The following is an 18,867-nucleotide window of genomic DNA, read 5'->3' as shown; positions in this document are numbered from 1 at the left end:
TGTTGCTCCTTTTTAACTCCGCAAAGCGGGTTACACATTTTTATTTGCTTATTAAAACCAAGATACTGTTTGCCACAAGGACATAGTGCTCTTGGGAATTCAAGGTTTCTTCCTCACCGCCAAGCAGGATTGCCGTGCGGTTATGGATTGAGGTGTCAATCGTGCGGTACCATTTGCGGCCGCTCGATGGCTTTGGAACAGTGATTGTCAAATCATGGATGTCCATGTTCATTGCGATGAAGAAATCATTGTCATCCTTTGGCAATCCGGCTGCTTTTCCGCCAAGACGGAAGCCCAGATAGCGGTTCATTTTCTTCCAGTCTGGAACTGTACCGTCGAAATTGAACCAGCTGATGTCAGGCGGCTCGTTGAACTGGCTTGTCGAAGCTCCGCCGAAGAATGTGCGGCGGTGGAAAACAGGATGCTGGTTGCGCAATGCGATGAGCTTCTGCACGAATTCTAGCATCTGCGAATTGTTGCTTAAGTCTTCCCAGTTGAACCAAGATGTTTCGTTGTCCTGACAGTATGCGTTATTGTTGCCGCCCTGTGTGCGCCGGACTTCATCGCCGGCGACGAACATCGGTATGCCCTGAGAAATCATGAGTGTTGTGAAGAAGTTGCGGAGCTGTGTCGCACGAAGATTTTCGATCTTAGGATTGACCGTTGGGCCTTCGTAACCGTAATTGTAGCTGAGGTTGTTGTCATTGCCGTCTCGGTTGCCTTCGCCATTGTCTTCGTTGTGCTTGTGGTTGTAAGTGACCAAATCGTTGAGGGTGAAGCCGTCGTGAGCCGTAATGAAGTTGATTGAATGAATCGGAGCGCGGCCACTGAGCGCATAGATGTCGTTGGACCCTGCGATTCGTGTTGCGGCTTCGTTTGCAATGTATTCGTCGCCACGGATGAAGCGGCGGATTCCGTCACGGTAATGGTCGTTCCATTCGCACCATCTTCCGCCTGGGAAGTTGCCGATTTGATAACCTCCGCCACAATCCCATGGCTCGGCGATGATTTTTGTGTTGCGGAGAATTGAGTCTTCGGCGATTCGTTTTGCGATAGGCGCGTTGTCGCAGATGAATCCTTTTTCGTCGCGGCACAATTCGCTTGCCAGATCAAAACGGAAGCCGTCAACATGCATTTCAAGAACCCAGTAATGGAGGCAGTCGATGATGAAATCCTGTACGACAGGGTGATTTGCATTGACCGCATTTCCGCAGCCGGAATAGTTCATGTAGTATTCTTTGTGGTCAGGAACAAGGTGGTAGAAGATTTTATTGTCGAAACCACGGAAATTGAGGGAAATTCCGTTTTCATTGCCCTCTGCGGTGTGGTTGAAAACAACATCAAGAATGACCTCGATTCCTGCGTTGTGAAGGGCTTTGACCATATCCTTGAATTCACGGACACAACCGCCCGGAGTTTTGTCGCTTGAATAAGAACATTTTGGAGCAAAGAAGCCGATTGTGCTGTAGCCCCAGTAATTCTTCATTCGTGCGCCGGTGCGAGGATTGACATTTGTATTTTCGTACTGGTCGAATTCGAAAACAGGAAGAAGTTCGACGGCAGAAATTCCAAGTGACTGAAGATAAGGAATTTTTTCGATGAGACCACGGTATGTGCCCGGATGCTCGACTTTTGAAGTAGGTGAAGCCGTGAATCCCTTTAAATGAGTTTCGTAAATGATGGATTTTTCGAGCGGAATAGCGAGCGGCTTGTCATCTTCCCAGTCGTAATCCTCGTCGTCAACGATTACACATTTTGGAAAACGCTCCATGTACTTGTCTTTTCCTGGAAGCATGTACTTGAAAACAGAGCCGGAAGTGAAAGCCTTAGCACGCGGGTCAAAAAGAGACTGCGTTTTGTCAAAGCGATGTCCGCGGCTCGGAGTGAAAGGACCGTCAACCCGATATAGATATAAATCCCCGGCTTTAAGCCCTTCGACAAAGACATGCCACAAATCGCCAGTGCGGTTTTCTTCAGGATTTAATTCGACAGTATGATACGGAGCCGCATCTTCTGCAGAATTATATAGTTCGAGAAAAACTTTTTTTGCATTCCTACTGAATACAGTGAAATACACACCCTTAGGCGTAACGGTAGTCCCAAGATTCATGGGTTTTCCCGCTTTAGTCCGAATCGAGTCCATATTAGGCACATTATAACACAGCATGTTAGAAAATTAAAGAAGAATTTCAGATAATCATACAATAGTCATAGAAAATTCGGAATTTTGGAAAGGTTTCCAAAATTTTAAATATATTTTTAATATAGAAAAACTCCCGAAAATTGTATGCTCAGCTAAGTTCCGCAAGTTCTTCCCAGCGGGCGTAGTCGGCGGTGAGTTTTGCTTCTACGGTCTTGTATTCTTCACCGGCTTCCTGAACTACTGTGAAATCCGAAGATGTCATCAGCTGCTCAAGCTCGGATTTTTTTTCTTCAAGCTCCATGATTTCCGCTTCAAGGTTCTCAAATTCTTTCTGCTCTTTGAAAGTTTTTCGGCGAGGCTTCGGGGGCGTTGCAGGGGTTGAGCCACCAACAGAAGAAGTTGTGGAAGATTTCGCAACAGACTGTTGCGAGTGGGAAACTTCCCCCATTGGATTTTTCGTTTGAGAAACAGAACTACCGTTAGTAAGTCCATTTGTTTCGGCAGAAAACTTCCCCAAACTTTCAGCTTTCCGTTTTCCACTTTCCGCATTCAACTTTCTGTTTTCCGTTTCCTCAAGGTAATCCAGATATTCGCTGCATTTTCCTACAAAACCCGAAACCGCACCGTCTTCTTCCATAATGAACATGGTGTCGGCGATTTTATCCATGAAATAGCGGTCGTGACTAACGATGAGTAGGCAACCTTTGTAGCCAAGAAGGAATTCTTCGAGGATATTCATCGTAAAGATGTCAAAGTCGTTGGTCGGTTCGTCGAGAATCAGGAAGTTCGGGTTGGAAATCAAAAGACGCACTAGGAAAACTCGTTTTCGCTCACCGCCGCTCAAAGTTGAGAGCATCGAGTGCTGGATTTTTCCCTCGAAGCCAAACTGTTTTAGGAAAAGGCTTGCGCTCAAAGTTCGTCCATCGTTCATTTGCACGACATCAGCGGCTTCTTTGATGTAGTCGAGCACGGTCATGTTCAAATCCTTGAAGACCGGGTTCTGCTGATAGTAGCCGAAAAATGTATTTTCGCCTTTAATGACTTCGCCCGAATCAGGTGATAAATTGCCTGTGATGATATTCAGAAGAGTCGATTTTCCGGAGCCGTTCCCACCGAAGATACCGATTTTTTCTCCCTTGCTGAACGTGTAAGAAAAATCTTTTAAAACCGGGGCGTTACGGGGTGTCCCCGTAGAAGGGGTAGCGGAAAACGCACCAGCGGTTGTAGCGAGGGGAAGACTTTCCCTTTTTGAGCCGCTTCCCCCTTCTGCAAAACCTTTCTGAAAATTCTTGCTTATCCCATGCAGTTCCAGAATCTTTCCGCCAAGACGACGGCCTGCGACCTCAAACTGAAAGCCTTTTTCCTTTGCGAACTTTTCACGATTAATGAGCTGCATGTCACGCTGGATTCGTGCCTTTGCCTTTGTTCCGCGCGCACACGGGCCACGACGGAGCCAGTCGCGCTCAAAACGAAGCACGCTTTCAATCCGCCGCTCGGTGTTTTCCTCAATCTCAGCTTCAATTTCCTTTTTTTCGAGATAGGTCGAATAATTGCCTTCGTAAAGTTTTAGGTGATAGCGGGCAAGCTCGTAGATATTGTTGCAAACTGCGTCGAGGAAGTAGCGGTCGTGCGTGACCATAAGAACAGTGCGCTTTGTGTCGTGGAGATAATTCTGGAGCCAGTAAATTGTCTGGATGTCGAGATGGTTGGTCGGCTCGTCGAGGAGAAGAAGCTTTGTGTCCTCAACCAGAACCTGTGCGAGCGCGACTTTTTTGACCATGCCGCCCGAAAGCGTGTTCATTTTTCGGCTCAGGTCGTTGATGCCGAGCGTTCCCAGGATCGAGCGAATCTGACTTTCGTAGTTCCAGAGATCGCCCTTGTCCATTTCAAGTGTAAGAGCGTCAAAGCGTGACTGCTGACCGTTAGTTAGACCATCTGCCATTTTGTCACACAAGTCTTCGTATTCATTGATTATTTTGAGTTTTGGACTTTCTGACTTAAAAATATGCTCGCGGATTGTATTTTCGCCGTCAAATTCAGGGTTTTGTGAAAGATAACTAACTCCCGATAGTTTGTTTATTGTAATCTGACCGTCATCCGCAGGCAGAACACCCGCAATTACATTGAGAAGAGTTGATTTTCCGGTTCCGTTGCGGCCGATAATAGCGGCTTTATCGCCTTCGTTGAGTCCAAAAGTAACTTCCTGAAAAAGCGGCTTTTCCCGCCCCATTTTAGATAGATTGTTTATAGAAAGAATGTTCATAGTTTACAATGCGACACGGATGTCGCTTTCCTTAAAAGCATGTTTATTCCACGACTGCATAAGCAGTCGTTACGACACGGAGGTCGAAGTATGTTCATAGCTTACTTTTCTTCCTGCCAGTCTTTGCTGCTTATAAAAAAATGGTCTCCTGAACGCCCGTCAATTCCTGTCGCAAATTCAATTCCATCTTCGGGACGCTGGTCTTTGAAATTTGAGAACGAGTACCAGTAAGTACATTCCACATCGTTATCATCATTGTCTACATATTCAGACGGAAACTCGTGGTAAAAGAAATAATTGCATCCGTCTCTTTCGATTAAAGAATTTTCATCGATGGGAAGTTTGATTCCGCAATAATATTTCGCAAAATTCTTTGACGCTTTTATGAATTCTTCTTTTGTCATTTTCTTCTGTCTTCCTCTTCTTTTATGTATGTTACCAGATTTACGAATTTTTGAGGCATTTTCTCATTAATTTTATCAATCGTCATGGATTCATCGTAAGCATACCAATTGAACTGCGAGAAAAAGTCCATAAATTCCTTGTTTGAAAATTTGTAGTCGTAAAGAGCAAAAACGGTGTTCCTCAAATAACGCAAATATCTTGTCTCGATTTTTGGAAGAACTTCCTTTTTGAAATATTCCGGGTCAAATTCATTGCGGAAATATGTAATCTCGTTGACAAAATATTCAATCACTTTGTAAAGGAACACATCATTGTTTTGAAATTGCATGTATGAGCTTCCTGTATAAACCGGCTCCTCGTAATAGTTCTTTTCGTAGTACGGTGTTTTTTCCGTCACAAAGCCGAATTTTGCGTATTCATGTGAAGAAGACCATGCCTCAAATCCATCAAGCCAGCAGCCTTTTCCGTCAGAAGATGTTATTCTTGGAGTGGCTTTGAGAAGGTTTTTGGTCTTGGTGTCAATGTAAAGGACAATACTTCCTTTTTGAATCGTGCAAAACTCGTAGGTGTAGGGCGGATTATTTGTAGTTTTGACTTTGTAATATTTTGCCAAAAATTTTTCGCCTGCAAAAAGCGGGAGAAAAGCAAAGCTCAGTGCGAGAATTAGAAAAATCTTTTTCATCTTTTGTTTTCCTCCGCGATTATCATATCTAGGATTTTTTTATGCTGGACGGAGATTTCTTTTTCGATTGTCTCACTAGTAACATTCGGATTTGGAAGATAGTCAAAAATGCCGGAGAAAATTTCCTGCAAATCTTTTGTTTTAAATGGATAGTTATAGTGAGCATAAATTGTGTTACGCAAAAGGCGGAGTTCTGATTTTTCCAGACATGAAAGAATCTCGGAAAATCGTTCTTCATCAACTGAATCGAAGCCATTCCGCCAAAAACATCGGACAAAGATTTTTTCAAGAGCATAGTCTGAAGGAAATACAATTTCATGCTCAAAAGACGAATCGGCGGGAGGTCTGTCATCAATGGCAGTTGAATCCACTCCGTCTATAATCACGGGCCTGTACTCCGCGCTGAGAGCTAGTTCGTGCGATATGCCGTAAACATAAACGCTGTCACGGTTTTCTATGCGATATTTTTTCCAAAGAATTTTCGTTTGAACCTGGTTTCCATCTTTTACATATACAGTTTCTTTCACTTTGGTTTCCGCAAACAAAGAAAAAGTGAGGAAAACCGCTGAAAGGAGGGAAACTGTTTTTTTCATGGAAGAATTATAGTAAATCTGCATGATTTTTGATAGGCTGAACAAAAATAATATTCAAAAACAAATGATTAAAAAAATGTAAGGAGAGCTTATGCTTATTCTTGTAAAAGTTTTACTTGGACTTGCCTTGATCGGAAAAGGCATTTACGGTGCGACAAATCCTAAAAAGGAAGAAATTCTTGCGGATTTGAGGGCAAAGCATGGCGACAAAGGGGAGAAACTTTACTATGCAAGTAATGTCATTCTCCCAATTGTTGCCGGTGTTATCTTTATGATTCCTGCAATCATCATTCCGATGCTTTACTAGAATCAGTGGGTTCCGTATCGCGCGCCTTTTATTGATATCTGCTGCCTGAGCGATTTGTCGAATTCCTTTATATCAGGGATAGCTTTTGTAATCATTCTTACGGTTCCAGAGCGAGTTCCCTCATAAAGCGATTTGTCAGGAATTCGTTTTTCGTAAATCAGGTTGCCGTTCTCATCATAATCACGGAAAATCTCAGAAGTTTCGATTTCAAGGTTGTCAATTTTATTTTTTTTGAATTTTTCATAATTATCCGTGATACTAATATAGGAGTATGTTCCGAATCCTTGTTTTATCTTGTCTCCGTCAAAATTGTAGGAATGGTAGCCAGTAACATCAAATGAAAGTCTTCCGTTTATATATAATTTATAAGGAAGACCAAGGTCTTTTGCTATGGTGGCTACATCAGTTGAAAGTGAATAACTTTTTTCTCTTGACGAGAATGCCAAATACTCTTTCCCATCATCTTCCGCAAAAAGTATGGTTTCACCCCGATTCTCTAGGAAGTCATCATCCGTATTGGAATAAGTTTTAGAAGGTAAGAAATGATATACGCCATCCTCAAGTTTTTTGATTCCATAACCAAGCGGTAAATAATATGCTTGTTTCCCGGAACTTAAAATCAAGGCATCAGGATTTTCCAGAGAAAAACTACATTCCGCATGACTTGAAGTTACAGTTATTTTAGAATCATCCCAGCGGATTTTCATGGAATCTGTTTTTGAGGTAAGACCGTCGCTTGCTATGTATTTGTATTCTGTCATGTCAGTGATGATGCCGTTGCAATACTGAAGACGATAAATCTTCATGTCGGAAAGCTTCTGATTGTCGATGTCAGAATATTCCGCGATGATGTAATAATTATCGCTTGATGTGTCAAAATCAATGCACCAGTCCGCATAATCAGATCTGATATTGAAAATCAAATTGAGCATTTTTGCGTGCTCTTCTGAAAGCTGAATGTCTGGATTTTGAGCTTCAATATTTTTTTTGCAGGAAACAAGCCCAAGCAAAGCTAAAGCCAGAATTGGCAGGAATTTCAGTTTTTTCATATTCTTCTCCAATATTTTGTTTATTGTAGTTTTGCATTTTTTTATATCTTAAACAAGATAAAGATTAGTATAGAATCGGCCTGAAATTTTCGGTATAATTTTTATCTATTAATCGCATAGGAAAATAAGGAGAAAACCATGAAAGTAATTCTTTTTAACGGAAGCCGCAACGAAAAAGGCAGCACATACACAGCATTGAATCTTGTCGCAGACTCGCTCAAAGAAAACGGCGTTGAGACAGAGATTTTCTGGGTTGGCGGAAGGGCTTTGACAGGCGAGATCGATGCCCTTGTTGACGAGGCAATCGAAAAAGTTCAGGGTGCAGACGGAATCGTGCTTGGCTCCCCGGTTTATTATGCTTCTCCGAGCGGTGAAATGGTCGCATTTTTGGACAGACTTTACTGGAAAGGCGAGAAATTCCTTCGCTTCAAGCCAGCAGCCGCAGTAACAGTTGCCCGCCGTGCAGGAACAACGGCTTGTCTTGATGTCCTCAACAAATACATCACCTACGCACAGCAGCCTGTAATCACATCACGCTACTGGAACATGGTTCACGGCTCAAACGGCGACGATGTAATGAAAGACGAAGAGGGAATCCAGATTATGCACACAATCGGCCGAAACATGGCATGGATTCTAAAAAGCATTGAGGCAGGAAAAGCAGCCGGAATCGCACAGCCAGAAAGCGAAAAGAAAGTCTGGACAAACTTTATCCGGTAAAAGCAGAATCTTAGTGCCTAGCCCATTCTAAAAAAAAATGCTACATTTTTAGGGTTAGACAACATTTCAGGAGTCAAAAAAATGAAAAAAACAATATTTGCGGCAATCTTCGGTTTGCTCGCAATATCTTTTGGAGGATGTAAACCAATGGACAAAGAACTTGGCGCAATCAAGGGTAGGGATGGTGTTTTCGCAATCATGGAAACAAGCAAAGGCTCTATCGTACTGGAGCTTTTCTACAAAAAAACACCGCTTACTGTAACAAATTTTGTAGGCCTTGCAGAAGGTACACTTGATGCAGCGAATGGAAAACATTTCTATGATGGACTTAAATTTCATCGTGTTATTGCTGATTTTATGATTCAGGGTGGTGATCCTGAAGGTACAGGCCGTGGCGGTCCGGGATATCGTTTTGCTGATGAATGCCGTGATGACCTGAAGTTCGACAAACCTGGCTATCTTGCAATGGCCAATGCTGGTCCTGGAACAAACGGAAGCCAGTTTTTCATCACTCATGTACCGACTGACTGGCTCAACGGAAAGCACACAATTTTTGGTCAGGTAGTGAATGCAGACAGCCAGGATATTGTAAACAAGGTTCAGCAGGGTGACAAAATTGTAAAGGTAACAATCGTCCGACAGGGTGCAGATGCTGAAAAATTCACTGCAACTCAGGCTGATTTCGACAAGCTCAGCGAGGAAGTCAAAAAAGCTAACGAAGAGGCTAAGGCAAAGCAGATGGCTGCTTTCACTGAGGGCTGCGAAAAAGATTCAAAAGGAATCTTCTTCAAGGTTCTCAAAGAAGGTGCTGGAGATAAAATCGGCAAAGGCAAGAATGTTTTTGTTGAGTACAAAGGTTATTTGCAGGACGGAATGGTTTTCGATGCTTCTGAGGGCATGATGAGAGGCGGTCACGAAGGTCTTTCTTTCAAGACAGACGGTGGCCAGATGATTCCAGGATTTGACATCATGGTTCAGGATATGAAAGTCGGTGAGACACGAAAAATCGTAATTCCGCCAGAGCTTGCTTATGGTTCTTACGGTGTTCCACAGGCTGGAATCCCAGGCGGTGCTTACATCGCATTCGACGTGCTTGTTAAGAGCGCAAAATAAATAAAAACAAACTTCCGAATTATTTAGCACTGGTTTTTGAAGCCAGTGCTTTTTTTAATGCAATACTATAGAAATCAATGGCCAAAAAGTCAAAATATAACGTTCGGAAGAGGAGTGGAAGAACGAATAAAAGATTAACTATCGGTAGTTTGCTTTCTTGAATCCAAACAATAGCGATGTATATCAAGGACAGCACGGAAACTCCTGTCCAATAAGTGATTTGAATTTTTCTTGGCAAAAGAGGCTTGAAAACTGAGAATGCCGCCAGCACATTCAGCGGGAAAAGATACAGGAATTCAAAATTGTTCTGGAGAATTGCCTGATCGGAGCACAGGTTCATGAAGATTATGAGGAAGCCAGAAAGTCCGCTTGAAAAAAGAATCGTGAAATCAAAAATCTGAATGCTTTTATAAAATGACACGATGTAAAGCTTTTCAAAAAAATAGACTAACACTTGGTAGGCTGTGACCAGAAAAAACAAGCTGGAAATCACTGTCAGCAGGATAATAAGATTCTTCTGGCTTGGTGAGAAAAGTTCCGTTAAATCCTGAGTGGTAAAATCAAGGTTTTCTTTTTCAGAAAGGAGCACGAAACTGCCGTTGATTTTTTTATAGCCAAGCTTATGCTTTGTTATGCCGGAAAAAGAATAACGCTCGGTAGTTGATTTTTTGCCGGTCATTCGGTAGCAGTCGTGAAGAAGTTGCGAAATATGGGTTTCGGAATTGTTCGTGAGAATGTCAAAATCGTAGCTGTAATTTGGAAGTGCTTTGTGCAGTATGAAAAGGAAGTTGTAAATGTAGGCGACTTCTTCCTGGCGCAGCTGGAGAGAAGATTCTGTTAAACTAACATTAGTTAGTTTATTCTGTTCGAGGAAGTAATTTAAAAAATCTACACTCCTGATTTCAGCCTTTTTGTTTTTTATGAGGAATTTGAGTCCGAAAAAAGTGTCGTTGAAATCTTCGAAATGCGCGAAATCAATAATCTTGTCAAACTGAGTTTCTTTGTCGAAAATCCGCAGGCAGCTTTTTGAGAAAAGTGAATGTGGCAAATCTGTGTAATTTACGGAAAGAATCGAAATTTTGGCATTTTTTGACAGCTTTTCTGGGAAATCCTGAGAAAACGAAAGCCCCGTGCAAATCAGTGAAAGCAGGGTGATGAGAAAAATTCTTTTTATATTTGAAACGGTCTTTAATCGCAGAATAAACATTTTATCGGAAATTTAAAGTTGCTCTATTCTATGCTAAATTCCGTTGTATTGCTAGAGAATTCAGAAAATGGTAAAATTCTACAGCAAAAAAAGTATGGAATTTAACGCTCCCTATCTCACCGAGCAGATTATTGCTTATATCGGAAACAAACGAAAACTTCTCCCGTTGATTTACAAGGCTATCGAGAATGCAGGGGTGTGCCCGAACGAAAAGGTTAAATTTTTTGATGTATTTTCTGGGAGCGGAGTTGTTGCCCGGTTTGCAAAATTTCTTGGCATGGAAGTTTTTGCCAACGACTGGGAATATTATTCATACACACTGAACCGAGGATTTTTGGATTTTAATGAATCTGAGATTGAGAAGATTTTTGGGAGCAGGGCTGAATTTGAGTCTCTTCTTGAAAAGATAAATTCACTTCCTGAGCCGGATGATGAAAATCAGTACATTGCAAAATATTATGCTCCAAAGGAATTTGATGTGGAGCAGGTGGATTACAAGACGGAGCGGCTTTTTTATACGCGAGAGAATGCCCTTGCAATCGACAAAATCCGTAACTATATAGAAGAAAATTATTCGCAGGCTCAACAACCGCAAGAAAATCCTGCTGCTCAAAAGGCCTCTGCGGGGCAGCAACTGCCTGATTCCGAAAAGATTTTTTATCTTCTTCTGGCGATTTTGCTTTACGAAGGCGCGACTCATACAAACACTTCCGGGGTTTTCAAGGCTTTTCACAAAGAATTTGGCGGGCACGGAAAGGATGCGCTCAGCCGGATTATGAAGAAAATCGGGCTGCATTATCCGGTTTTGATTGATTCTAAGGCACCTGTTCATGTTTTTCAGGAAAATGCGAACGAGATTGCGCGGAAAATCAAAGGAATTGACATCGCATATCTCGATCCGCCGTATAATCAGCATCAATATGGAAGCAATTATCATCTTTTAAATACGATTGCAAAGTGGGATAAAATTCCTGAGCCGCTGGAACTTAACTCAAAGGGCGTTCTCAAAAAAAAGGCTGCGATTCGTGAGGATTGGGTAAACACGCGCTCGGATTATTGTTACCGTGAGTCTGCCGAGAAGTCTTTTGAGGATTTGATTCTGAATCTTGATGCGCGCTTTATTTTCATCAGCTACAGCACCGACGGGATTATTCCGTTTGAAAAAATGCGCGAGATTTGCACCAAGCGGGGCAGGCTTTCTCTTGTGACGAACGAGTATACGACTTACCGCGGAGGAAAACAGAGCAACAAGCGGCAGAATACGAACATCGAGTTTATCCTGAGCATAGACACGAGCAGAAAGAGTGATGAAAAATCCGTGCGGGAGATTGATTTTATTCTCAGGCGGAAAAAGGCATTGCTTCTTTTCAAGCAGAAATATTCTTTTGAAAAGCTGACTGGAATTGCGGATAAAATTCTTGAGGATGAGAAGAAGCTTTTTATCGAAGGAATTGAAATTGAGACAAAAGATTTTTTCACGCTCGAAATTCCCGATTCATTTGAGGATTTGGATTTTGAAAGGCTTGAAAGATTCTCAAACAAACTATCGTTAGGTATTTGTGAAACGAAAGAGCAGGAACTTGAAGAGATTTTGCTTCGCCTGGAGTGGAAAGATTCTGACAAACGCACTTTGATAAAAATGATTCCGACAACTTTGAACAAGCTTGCGAATAAAAAGAACGAACGGTCGTTTGCTGAATGGCTGCCAAAAATTGAAAATCTCGAAAAAAAATATCCTGAGCTTTACAAATTGATTTCTGAAAAAATCTTGCGGATTAAAGAAGTTGCCGACAGACGGATGAATGTCGTGCGCTAGAAATTAAATTTCCTTGTTCCGGGGCTTCTTTCATGTTAGTATTTATGCAGAGGTATTAAATATGACATATACAGAAGTGCTTGAAGAAGCAAGAAAGTACATTGGCGACAAGTGCAAGGCTTGTCCGGTTTGTAACGGAATGGCTTGCAAAAATTCTATTCCTGGGCCTGGAGCAAAGGGCAGCGGAACGGTTGCAATCCGCAATTTTAACGCATGGCAGAATATCTGCGTGAATATGGACACAATTTATGAGCACGGCACGGTTGATACTTCGATTGATTTCTTCGGAAAGCATTTTGCACTTCCTGTTTTTGCTGGCCCTGTCGGAAGCGTAAACTTTCACTATGGCGATAAATATGATGATTTGGCATACAATCACACCTTGCTCACGGCTTGTGCGGAGAGCGGAATTGCTGGCTTTACTGGTGACGGCGTGAACATCAAGGTCATGGAAGGGGCTGCGAAATCAATTTCTGCGAACAACGGAATCGGAATTCCTACAATTAAACCGTGGGATTTGGAGACAATCAAAGAAAAAATGGAGCTTGTCAGGAGCGGAAATCCTTTTGTGATGGCAATGGACATTGATGCGGCAGGCCTTCCTTTCTTAAAGAACAGAAATCCACCGGCTGGAAGCAAGTCCGTTGCGGAGCTGAAGCAGATTGTTGAGATGGCAAAAGTTCCTTTCATCATCAAGGGCATTATGACTGTGCGCGGGGCAATGAAGGCTCTGGAAGCAGGTGCAAGCGCAATCGTAGTCTCAAATCATGGTGGACGAGTTTTGGACGGATGTCCTGCTACGGCGGAAGTGCTTCCGGAAATTGCTGAGGCCGTAAAAGGCAAGATGAAGATTATTGTTGACGGCGGAATCAGAACGGGAACTGATATTTTCAAGGCGATTGCTTTGGGTGCCGATGCCGTAATCATCGCGCGTCCGTTTGTGACGGCTGTTTTTGGCGGCGGAGAAGAAGGCGTTAAGGTTTATGTGGAAAAACTAAAATCTGAGCTTGAAGATACGATGTCGATGACAGGTGCGTTGAAAATTTCTGATATTACGAAAGATATGGTTCGTGTGATGAAATAAAAGAAACCCCGCTTGAAAAATCAAGCGGGTTTTTTTGTTAGAAGTTAGTTTCCGAAATATGCTTTTGCGTTTCCGAAACTGATGTCCTTTACGATTTTAATCAGCATGTCCATGTCATCTGGATATTCGCCGTTCTCGACCCAGCCGCCGATAATGTTGCAAAGAATTCGTCTGAAATATTCGTGGCGTGAGTAGCTCAGGAATGAGCGAGAGTCTGTGAGCATGCCGACGAATGCCGGAATCATGCCAAGATTGCCCAGAACTTTAAGCTGCTGTTCCATGCCGTCGCGGTGATCGCAGAACCACCAGCCTGAACCGAGCTGGATTTTGCCTTTGATTCCGCCACCCTGGAAGCAGCCCATGATTGTTCCGATTGAGTAGTAGTCTTTTGGATTGAGGGTGTAGAGGATTGTTTTTGGCATTCCGCCCTTCTCTTCGATGAGATTCATGAGGCCAGCAAGGTTCTCTGCCATTGGTTTGTCATGGCTGCCGTCGAAACCTGTGTCCGGGCCGAGTTTTTTGAACATTGCCTTGTTGTTGTCGCGGATTGCGTTCATGTGCCACTGCTGAACGATTCCTCGCTCTGCATAAGCGCGTCCGAGAGCAACGAGAACTTTTGTCTTGTAAGCTTCTGCTTCACATTCTGAGATTGTCTCGCCGTTGAGTGCGCGTGCTACGACAGCATCGATGTTTGCATCTGTGTCGATTTTGCATGGCGGGTATTCAAGTGCGTGGTCAGAAGCGCGGCATCCGTTTTCGATGAAGAAATCAAGGCGTTTGATGAGGGCTTTGATTACATCATCAGAAGTTTTGATTGCGATTCCGCTGACTTCGCTCAATTTTGCGATATAGTCTTTGAATGTCGGAAGATTGATGTTGATTGCTTTGTCCGGGCGGTATGATGGACGAACCTGTGTTTTGATTTTGCCGATTGGGGCTGTGCCTTCGGCGATTGCCTTGTGGTATTCGAGTGAATCAATCGGGTCGTCTGTTGTTCCGACTGCATAGACATTGAATTTCTCGAAAATGCCTTTTACTGAAAGCTCGTCTGTTGCAAGCATTTTGTTTGCTTTTTCCCAGATTGCTGGAGCTGTTTTTGTTGTTAGCGGCTCGTCGATTCCGAAGTATCGCTGAAGCTCAAGGTGTGTCCAGTGGTAGAGAGGGTTTCCGATAAGATGTTCGATTGTCTCTGCCCATTTGAGGAATTTTTCGTAATCAGGTTTGTCGCCTGTGATGTAGTCTTCTGTTACGCCGTAGGTACGCATCTGTCGCCATTTGTAGTGGTCGCCACCAAGCCAGATTTCAGTGAGATTCTTGAACTTTTTGTTCTCGGCAATCTGTGATGGAATGAGGTGACAGTGATAGTCCCAAAGAGGCTCGTTTTTGCAGGCCTCAAACAACTTCTGAGCAGTTTTTGTCTCAAGAAGGAAATCTTTGTCCATGAATTTTTTCATTTTTTATCTCCATGTTAAAATTCTTCTATAAATATAGAAAAAATCTAAATATTTTACAACGAAATAGCAAAAAAGTGATGTTAAATTGTGTGCAATTTTTGTATAATTAAGGGATTTTTTAGCTTATGTTTAGCTATTTAATAAAAATAGGAGGCTTTCAAAAATGAAGAAAGTTTTGGTCTGCAAGGAAAAGGACGAGCGCGAGACACGCGTTGCCCTCATTCCTGATGACATCAAAAAACTTGTTTCGATGGGCTTTGAGTTCAAAGTCGTTTCTGGAGCAGGTTTGAAGAGCGGGTTCAGCGACGAGGCTTATAAAACAGCAGGAGCCTCAATCGTTGCTAAAGAAGAAGATGCTTACGACGATTCAGAAATTATCGTTCGTATCATGAAACCAGAGTCAATTGACGGAATCAAAAAAGACACATTGCATCTCAGCTACATGGATCCGTTCAACGAAAAAGAACTCCTTAATAAATTTGCTGCACAGGGAATCCAGGCTGTTTCTCTTGAAATGATTCCACGTTCAACACTTGCTCAGAAGATGGATGTTCAGTCATCACAGACTTCTTTGGCAGGTTACGTTGCTGTCGTAAATGCAGCTGCTAAACTTCCTAAAATCCTTCCTATGATGGTTACTCCGGCTGGTACAATCAACCCGGCTCGCGTTTTCATTATTGGTGTCGGTGTTGCCGGTCTTCAGGCAATCGCTACTGCAAAACGTTTGGGCGCACGCGTTGACGCTTTCGATACTCGTCCGGTCGTTGAAGAGCAGGTTAAATCACTCGGTGCTTCATTCGTTAAGATTGACCTCGGTGAAATGGGTCAGACTGCACAGGGATACGCAAAAGAGCTTACTCCTGAGCAGATTGCAAAACAGAAGGAAGCTCAGGCTAAAGTTTGTGAAAAAGCAAACATCGTCATTACAACTGCAAAAGTATTCGGTCGCAAGGCTCCACGCCTCATCGAAAAGAACGTTCTTGACCGCATGATGCCAGGCTCAATCGTAGTCGATATGGCTTGTTCAACAGGCGGAAACGTTGAGGGCTCTAAGCTCTTCGAAAACGTTGTTACAGAGAACGGCGTTACAATCATGTCTGGTGATTTGCTCGAGCGACAGGTTCCGTATGATGCTTCAAAGATGTTCTCTGGAAACATCACAGCTTTCCTCACACATGCAGGCTTCTACAACAAAGAAGCAAAAGAATTCAATGTCAACATGGAAGATGACATCATGAAGGGCTGCCTGCTCACACAGGGCGGACAGATTATCCATGAGAGGTTCAAGGCATAGGGACTGGCTCCACAGGACATTAGGAAAATTTCCTTGTGGGGTGGACTTTTGGCTAACATAGAATTTGTAAAGGAGATTTGGAATTGAATGATATTGAACTGAATTACACGCTTACAGAAGTGGATTATAGAAGATTCAATATAATGTATGCTTTGCATGTTATGCCAATCTTTTTCTTGGTACCTTTTATCGGGATTTTGATTGATGTTATGCAGAGCAACAGTTATTTGCGTGCAAATTCAGATTTGGTTCATTGGGTCTCATATTATCTTTCAAATTTGATTTTTGTTTTTCCAATATTGATTTTAGCTTGGCTTGTTATGATCTTTCGTGCTCACATTGTGTTCAAAAAAGATAAAGAACTCTCTTTGCCCCGCCGAGTTGTTTTTTCTGATGTTGCACTTACTGAAACAACGGAAAAATCTAATTTTATACTTGACTATGTCGACATCTACAAAGTTCAGCGTACAAAAAAATTGCTCATTGTTTATATTTCTGGAATTCGTGCGATCTTGATTCCCATAAATTCTGAAAATGAGCTGACTGTACAGAAAATTTATGGATTGTTGAAAGAAAAGGGAGTGAAAATAAAGTAAGCTAAAGCGTTAGGCTATGGAGCACCTGCGAAGCAGTTCCGAAGCGAAAGTGCAGGAATGAGCGTTAGCGAAGTGCGGACCAGCCGACCCCGCGTAGCGGGGGAACGCCCTTTTTATGAAAGGACGAAAGAAGTAAATGCATGTGAATGTGGCTTGCGGGACGCAGGCAAAAAGCAAGGAGGGCTCCCATGTGGGAAGATACCTTGATTTTTGCCGTCGCTGGGACCAGCAAGACACATTCACAAGGAGTTAATTTTTATGGATATAATGCTTATTTTCGTATTTGTAATCGCTGCTTTCCTTGGATTGGAGTTGATTGCAAAAGTTCCTTCACAGCTTCATACACCGTTGATGTCAGGAACTAACGCTATTTCTGGTATCACTGTTGTTGGTGCCATTTCTATCACAGCAGCTGCCGTTAAAATCGGTGGAAAGGTCGGAGCTGTTCTCGGCTTCCTCGCTATTGTTTTTGCTACTATCAACGTAATCGGTGGTTACATGGTAACAGACCGAATGCTTGGTATGTTCAAGAAAAAGGACTCTAAGAAATAAGAGGTGCTGAGAAATGTCTGATATAGCTATTAAAATTCTTTACATGGTTTCTTGTATCTTCTTCATCCGTGGTATCAAATTGCTCGGAAAGACAGATACAGCACGCAAGGGTAACGCATATTCAGCAGTCGGTATGTTGATTGCTTGTGTAACAGTTCTTGTTCAGAAAGACGTTATGAGCGCATTTGCTTCTGACGCTGCTGCCTGGGGCGGAAACCCACTTTTGGCAAACGGCTATTGCTGGATTATCGTAGCTGTTTTGATTGGTACAATCATCGGTGCTATCTGGTCTAAAAAGGTTCAGATGACTGGTATGCCAGAGCTCGTTGCTTTGTTCAACGGTTTCGGTGGTCTTTCTTCACTTCTCGTTGCTTTGACACAGTACATCGCAGCAGAAAAAGGTGACTATTTCACAGCTGTTTCACTCGGTCTTACAATCGCAATCGGTGCTGTTGCATTCACAGGTTCTCTGGTTGCATGGGGCAAATTGAGCGGAAAAATGACTTTCAAAGGCTGGGTAATTCCTGCTAAGAACGCTGTAAACGGCGTTTTGTGCGTGCTCGGACTTATTTCAATCATCGCTTACTCATTCTTCACTGCTGAAAATCCATTCGGATTCGCAGAAATCGAAAAATGCGGCGTAATCGCTTCGACAGCAATCTTCCTCCTTTTGGGCTTTACCATGGTTATCCCAATCGGTGGCGGTGATATGCCGGTTATCATTTCATTCTTGAATGCTTTGTCTGGTTTGGCTGCTGCTTTTGCTGGTTTCGCAATCAACAACACTGTATTGGTTGTTTCTGGTTGTCTCGTAGGAGCTTCTGGTCTCATCCTTACATTGATTATGTGTAAGGCTATGAACCGCACATTCGGTTCCCTCCTCTTCAAGAGCTTCGGCGGTCAGAAGAAGAAGGGAAATGGCGGACCGGCAAAGGAGCCGAAGGCTATGTCTGTGGAAGATGCCTACATGATTCTGGAAGCGGCAAAGAATGTCGTATTCGTTCCGGGCTACGGTATGGCTGTTGCTCAGGCTCAGCACGCGGTAAAGGAACTCTGCGACAAGCTTGAAGAGAACGGTGCAGAAGTAAACTTCGCAATCCACCCGGTTGCAGGTCGTATGCCAGGACACATGAACGTATTGCTTGCTGAGGCAAATGTTCCATACGAGCAGCTCAAAACAGCTGACGAGATGAACCCACAGATGAGCAATGTTGACGTTGCAATCGTTATTGGTGCAAACGACGTTGTTAACCCGGATGCTATCAACGACGAAAGCTCACCACTCTACGGTATGCCAATCGTAAACGCTCACGAGGCTCGCACAGTATTCGTACTTAAACGTGGTAAGGGTACAGGCTTCTCTGGTGTAGAAAACCCACTCTTCACAAACGATAATACTGTAATGATTTACGGCGATGCTAAGGCTACGGTCTCAGCTCTCGTAAGTGAGTTTAATGATCAGTAATTAGACGCAGATTAACGCAGATACACGCGGATGTGGTTTGAGGTGTGTATCTTGTATGAACGCCAGTCTTCTTTTGTGGGAGGCTGGCGTTTTTTGTTTTTAGTTGAGATTTTCGTTTTTTCCT

Annotated in this window: 17 protein-coding genes; 9 read left to right on the top strand and 8 right to left on the bottom strand. The window is 43.0% G+C overall.

What is annotated here, in order from left to right:
- Nucleotides 1–40: 40 nt before the first annotated feature.
- The 5 genes from glgX to IJJ71_RS01325 form a co-directional block, all read right to left on the bottom strand.
- Nucleotides 41–2,110, bottom strand: coding sequence for a glycogen debranching protein GlgX (glgX, locus tag IJJ71_RS01345; protein WP_367113201.1), 2,070 nt, complete (start codon nt 2,108–2,110; stop codon nt 41–43).
- Between the two features lie 181 nt (nt 2,111–2,291).
- Nucleotides 2,292–4,406: a ribosomal protection-like ABC-F family protein gene (gene abc-f / locus IJJ71_RS01340; protein ID WP_296844861.1), complete on the bottom strand. Its 2,115-nt coding sequence runs from the start codon at nt 4,404–4,406 to the stop codon at nt 2,292–2,294.
- Nucleotides 4,407–4,507: 101 nt separating this feature from the next.
- Nucleotides 4,508–4,810 carry a hypothetical protein gene (locus IJJ71_RS01335; protein WP_296844860.1) on the bottom strand — a complete coding sequence of 101 codons (303 nt, stop codon included), beginning with the start codon at nt 4,808–4,810 and terminating at the stop codon, nt 4,508–4,510.
- Nucleotides 4,807–5,493 (bottom strand): YARHG domain-containing protein, encoded by a 687-nt coding sequence (locus IJJ71_RS01330; protein WP_296844859.1) that lies wholly within the window; start codon nt 5,491–5,493, stop codon nt 4,807–4,809. The genes IJJ71_RS01335 and IJJ71_RS01330 overlap by 4 nt, the downstream gene beginning before the upstream one ends.
- Nucleotides 5,490–6,086 carry a YARHG domain-containing protein gene (locus tag IJJ71_RS01325; protein WP_296844858.1) on the bottom strand — a complete coding sequence of 199 codons (597 nt, stop codon included), beginning with the start codon at nt 6,084–6,086 and terminating at the stop codon, nt 5,490–5,492. Before IJJ71_RS01325 ends, IJJ71_RS01330 begins: the two co-directional genes overlap by 4 nt.
- 91 nt (nt 6,087–6,177) lie before the next feature.
- Between IJJ71_RS01325 and IJJ71_RS01320 the strand changes: the two genes are divergently transcribed.
- Nucleotides 6,178–6,393 carry a hypothetical protein gene (locus IJJ71_RS01320; protein ID WP_296844857.1) on the top strand — a complete coding sequence of 72 codons (216 nt, stop codon included), beginning with the start codon at nt 6,178–6,180 and terminating at the stop codon, nt 6,391–6,393.
- Between the two features lie 2 nt (nt 6,394–6,395).
- Here IJJ71_RS01320 and IJJ71_RS01315 read toward each other — a convergent pair whose 3' ends face one another.
- A complete protein-coding gene (locus IJJ71_RS01315) occupies nt 6,396–7,442 on the bottom strand; it encodes a hypothetical protein (protein WP_296844856.1) in 1,047 nt (348 codons plus the stop codon).
- Between the two features lie 138 nt (nt 7,443–7,580).
- Here IJJ71_RS01315 and IJJ71_RS01310 point away from each other — a divergent pair, with 138 nt between their 5' ends.
- On the top strand, nt 7,581–8,162 hold the full coding sequence (locus IJJ71_RS01310) for a flavodoxin family protein (protein WP_296844855.1): 582 nt from the start codon (nt 7,581–7,583) through the stop codon (nt 8,160–8,162).
- A gap of 81 nt (nt 8,163–8,243) precedes the next feature.
- Nucleotides 8,244–9,275: a peptidylprolyl isomerase gene (locus IJJ71_RS01305; protein WP_296844854.1), complete on the top strand. Its 1,032-nt coding sequence runs from the start codon at nt 8,244–8,246 to the stop codon at nt 9,273–9,275.
- Between the two features lie 19 nt (nt 9,276–9,294).
- Here IJJ71_RS01305 and IJJ71_RS01300 read toward each other — a convergent pair whose 3' ends face one another.
- A complete protein-coding gene (locus IJJ71_RS01300; RefSeq protein ID WP_296844853.1) occupies nt 9,295–10,482 on the bottom strand; it encodes a lipoprotein N-acyltransferase Lnb domain-containing protein in 1,188 nt (395 codons plus the stop codon).
- A gap of 67 nt (nt 10,483–10,549) precedes the next feature.
- On the opposite strand from IJJ71_RS01300, the gene IJJ71_RS01295 reads away from it, so the two are divergent.
- Both IJJ71_RS01295 and IJJ71_RS01290 read left to right on the top strand, forming a co-directional pair.
- Nucleotides 10,550–12,298: a DNA adenine methylase gene (locus tag IJJ71_RS01295; RefSeq protein WP_296844852.1), complete on the top strand. Its 1,749-nt coding sequence runs from the start codon at nt 10,550–10,552 to the stop codon at nt 12,296–12,298.
- A 61-nt stretch (nt 12,299–12,359) separates the two neighbouring features.
- A complete protein-coding gene (locus tag IJJ71_RS01290; protein ID WP_296844851.1) occupies nt 12,360–13,382 on the top strand; it encodes an alpha-hydroxy-acid oxidizing protein in 1,023 nt (340 codons plus the stop codon).
- A gap of 44 nt (nt 13,383–13,426) precedes the next feature.
- Here IJJ71_RS01290 and uxaC read toward each other — a convergent pair whose 3' ends face one another.
- Nucleotides 13,427–14,836, bottom strand: coding sequence for a glucuronate isomerase (gene uxaC, locus IJJ71_RS01285; protein ID WP_296844850.1), 1,410 nt, complete (start codon nt 14,834–14,836; stop codon nt 13,427–13,429).
- Between the two features lie 163 nt (nt 14,837–14,999).
- Between uxaC and IJJ71_RS01280 the strand changes: the two genes are divergently transcribed.
- The 4 genes from IJJ71_RS01280 to IJJ71_RS01265 all read left to right on the top strand — a co-directional run bounded on the left by IJJ71_RS01280 (nt 15,000) and on the right by IJJ71_RS01265 (nt 18,743).
- A complete protein-coding gene (locus IJJ71_RS01280) occupies nt 15,000–16,130 on the top strand; it encodes an NAD(P) transhydrogenase subunit alpha (protein ID WP_184656958.1) in 1,131 nt (376 codons plus the stop codon).
- 83 nt (nt 16,131–16,213) lie between these two features.
- Entirely contained in the window at nt 16,214–16,726 is a 513-nt protein-coding gene (locus IJJ71_RS01275) for a YcxB family protein (RefSeq protein ID WP_296844849.1), read from the top strand.
- A gap of 258 nt (nt 16,727–16,984) precedes the next feature.
- Nucleotides 16,985–17,278 carry an NAD(P) transhydrogenase subunit alpha part 2 gene (locus IJJ71_RS01270; protein WP_002706748.1) on the top strand — a complete coding sequence of 98 codons (294 nt, stop codon included), beginning with the start codon at nt 16,985–16,987 and terminating at the stop codon, nt 17,276–17,278.
- A 13-nt stretch (nt 17,279–17,291) separates the two neighbouring features.
- Nucleotides 17,292–18,743 carry an NAD(P)(+) transhydrogenase (Re/Si-specific) subunit beta gene (locus IJJ71_RS01265; RefSeq protein ID WP_296844848.1) on the top strand — a complete coding sequence of 484 codons (1,452 nt, stop codon included), beginning with the start codon at nt 17,292–17,294 and terminating at the stop codon, nt 18,741–18,743.
- Nucleotides 18,744–18,867 lie beyond the last annotated feature (124 nt).

The organism is Treponema sp. (genome assembly GCF_017430385.1).
Classification (GTDB): Bacteria; Spirochaetota; Spirochaetia; order Treponematales; family Treponemataceae; genus Treponema_D.
This window is presented reverse-complemented; position numbering and strand designations above follow the sequence as displayed.

Excerpts from the sequence above, each read along its gene's own strand:
- glgX (WP_367113201.1), bottom strand. The coding sequence starts at position 2,110 with ATGAATCTTGGGACTACCGTTACGCCTAAGGGTGTGTATTTCACTGTA.
- abc-f (WP_296844861.1), bottom strand. The coding sequence starts at position 4,406 with ATGAACATTCTTTCTATAAACAATCTATCTAAAATGGGGCGGGAAAAG.
- IJJ71_RS01335 (WP_296844860.1), bottom strand. The coding sequence starts at position 4,810 with ATGACAAAAGAAGAATTCATAAAAGCGTCAAAGAATTTTGCGAAATAT.
- IJJ71_RS01330 (WP_296844859.1), bottom strand. The coding sequence starts at position 5,493 with ATGAAAAAGATTTTTCTAATTCTCGCACTGAGCTTTGCTTTTCTCCCG.
- IJJ71_RS01325 (WP_296844858.1), bottom strand. The coding sequence starts at position 6,086 with ATGAAAAAAACAGTTTCCCTCCTTTCAGCGGTTTTCCTCACTTTTTCT.
- IJJ71_RS01320 (WP_296844857.1), top strand. The coding sequence starts at position 6,178 with ATGCTTATTCTTGTAAAAGTTTTACTTGGACTTGCCTTGATCGGAAAA.
- IJJ71_RS01315 (WP_296844856.1), bottom strand. The coding sequence starts at position 7,442 with ATGAAAAAACTGAAATTCCTGCCAATTCTGGCTTTAGCTTTGCTTGGG.
- IJJ71_RS01310 (WP_296844855.1), top strand. The coding sequence starts at position 7,581 with ATGAAAGTAATTCTTTTTAACGGAAGCCGCAACGAAAAAGGCAGCACA.
- IJJ71_RS01305 (WP_296844854.1), top strand. The coding sequence starts at position 8,244 with ATGAAAAAAACAATATTTGCGGCAATCTTCGGTTTGCTCGCAATATCT.
- IJJ71_RS01300 (WP_296844853.1), bottom strand. The coding sequence starts at position 10,482 with ATGTTTATTCTGCGATTAAAGACCGTTTCAAATATAAAAAGAATTTTT.
- IJJ71_RS01295 (WP_296844852.1), top strand. The coding sequence starts at position 10,550 with ATGGTAAAATTCTACAGCAAAAAAAGTATGGAATTTAACGCTCCCTAT.
- IJJ71_RS01290 (WP_296844851.1), top strand. The coding sequence starts at position 12,360 with ATGACATATACAGAAGTGCTTGAAGAAGCAAGAAAGTACATTGGCGAC.
- uxaC (WP_296844850.1), bottom strand. The coding sequence starts at position 14,836 with ATGAAAAAATTCATGGACAAAGATTTCCTTCTTGAGACAAAAACTGCT.
- IJJ71_RS01280 (WP_184656958.1), top strand. The coding sequence starts at position 15,000 with ATGAAGAAAGTTTTGGTCTGCAAGGAAAAGGACGAGCGCGAGACACGC.
- IJJ71_RS01270 (WP_002706748.1), top strand. The coding sequence starts at position 16,985 with ATGGATATAATGCTTATTTTCGTATTTGTAATCGCTGCTTTCCTTGGA.
- IJJ71_RS01265 (WP_296844848.1), top strand. The coding sequence starts at position 17,292 with ATGTCTGATATAGCTATTAAAATTCTTTACATGGTTTCTTGTATCTTC.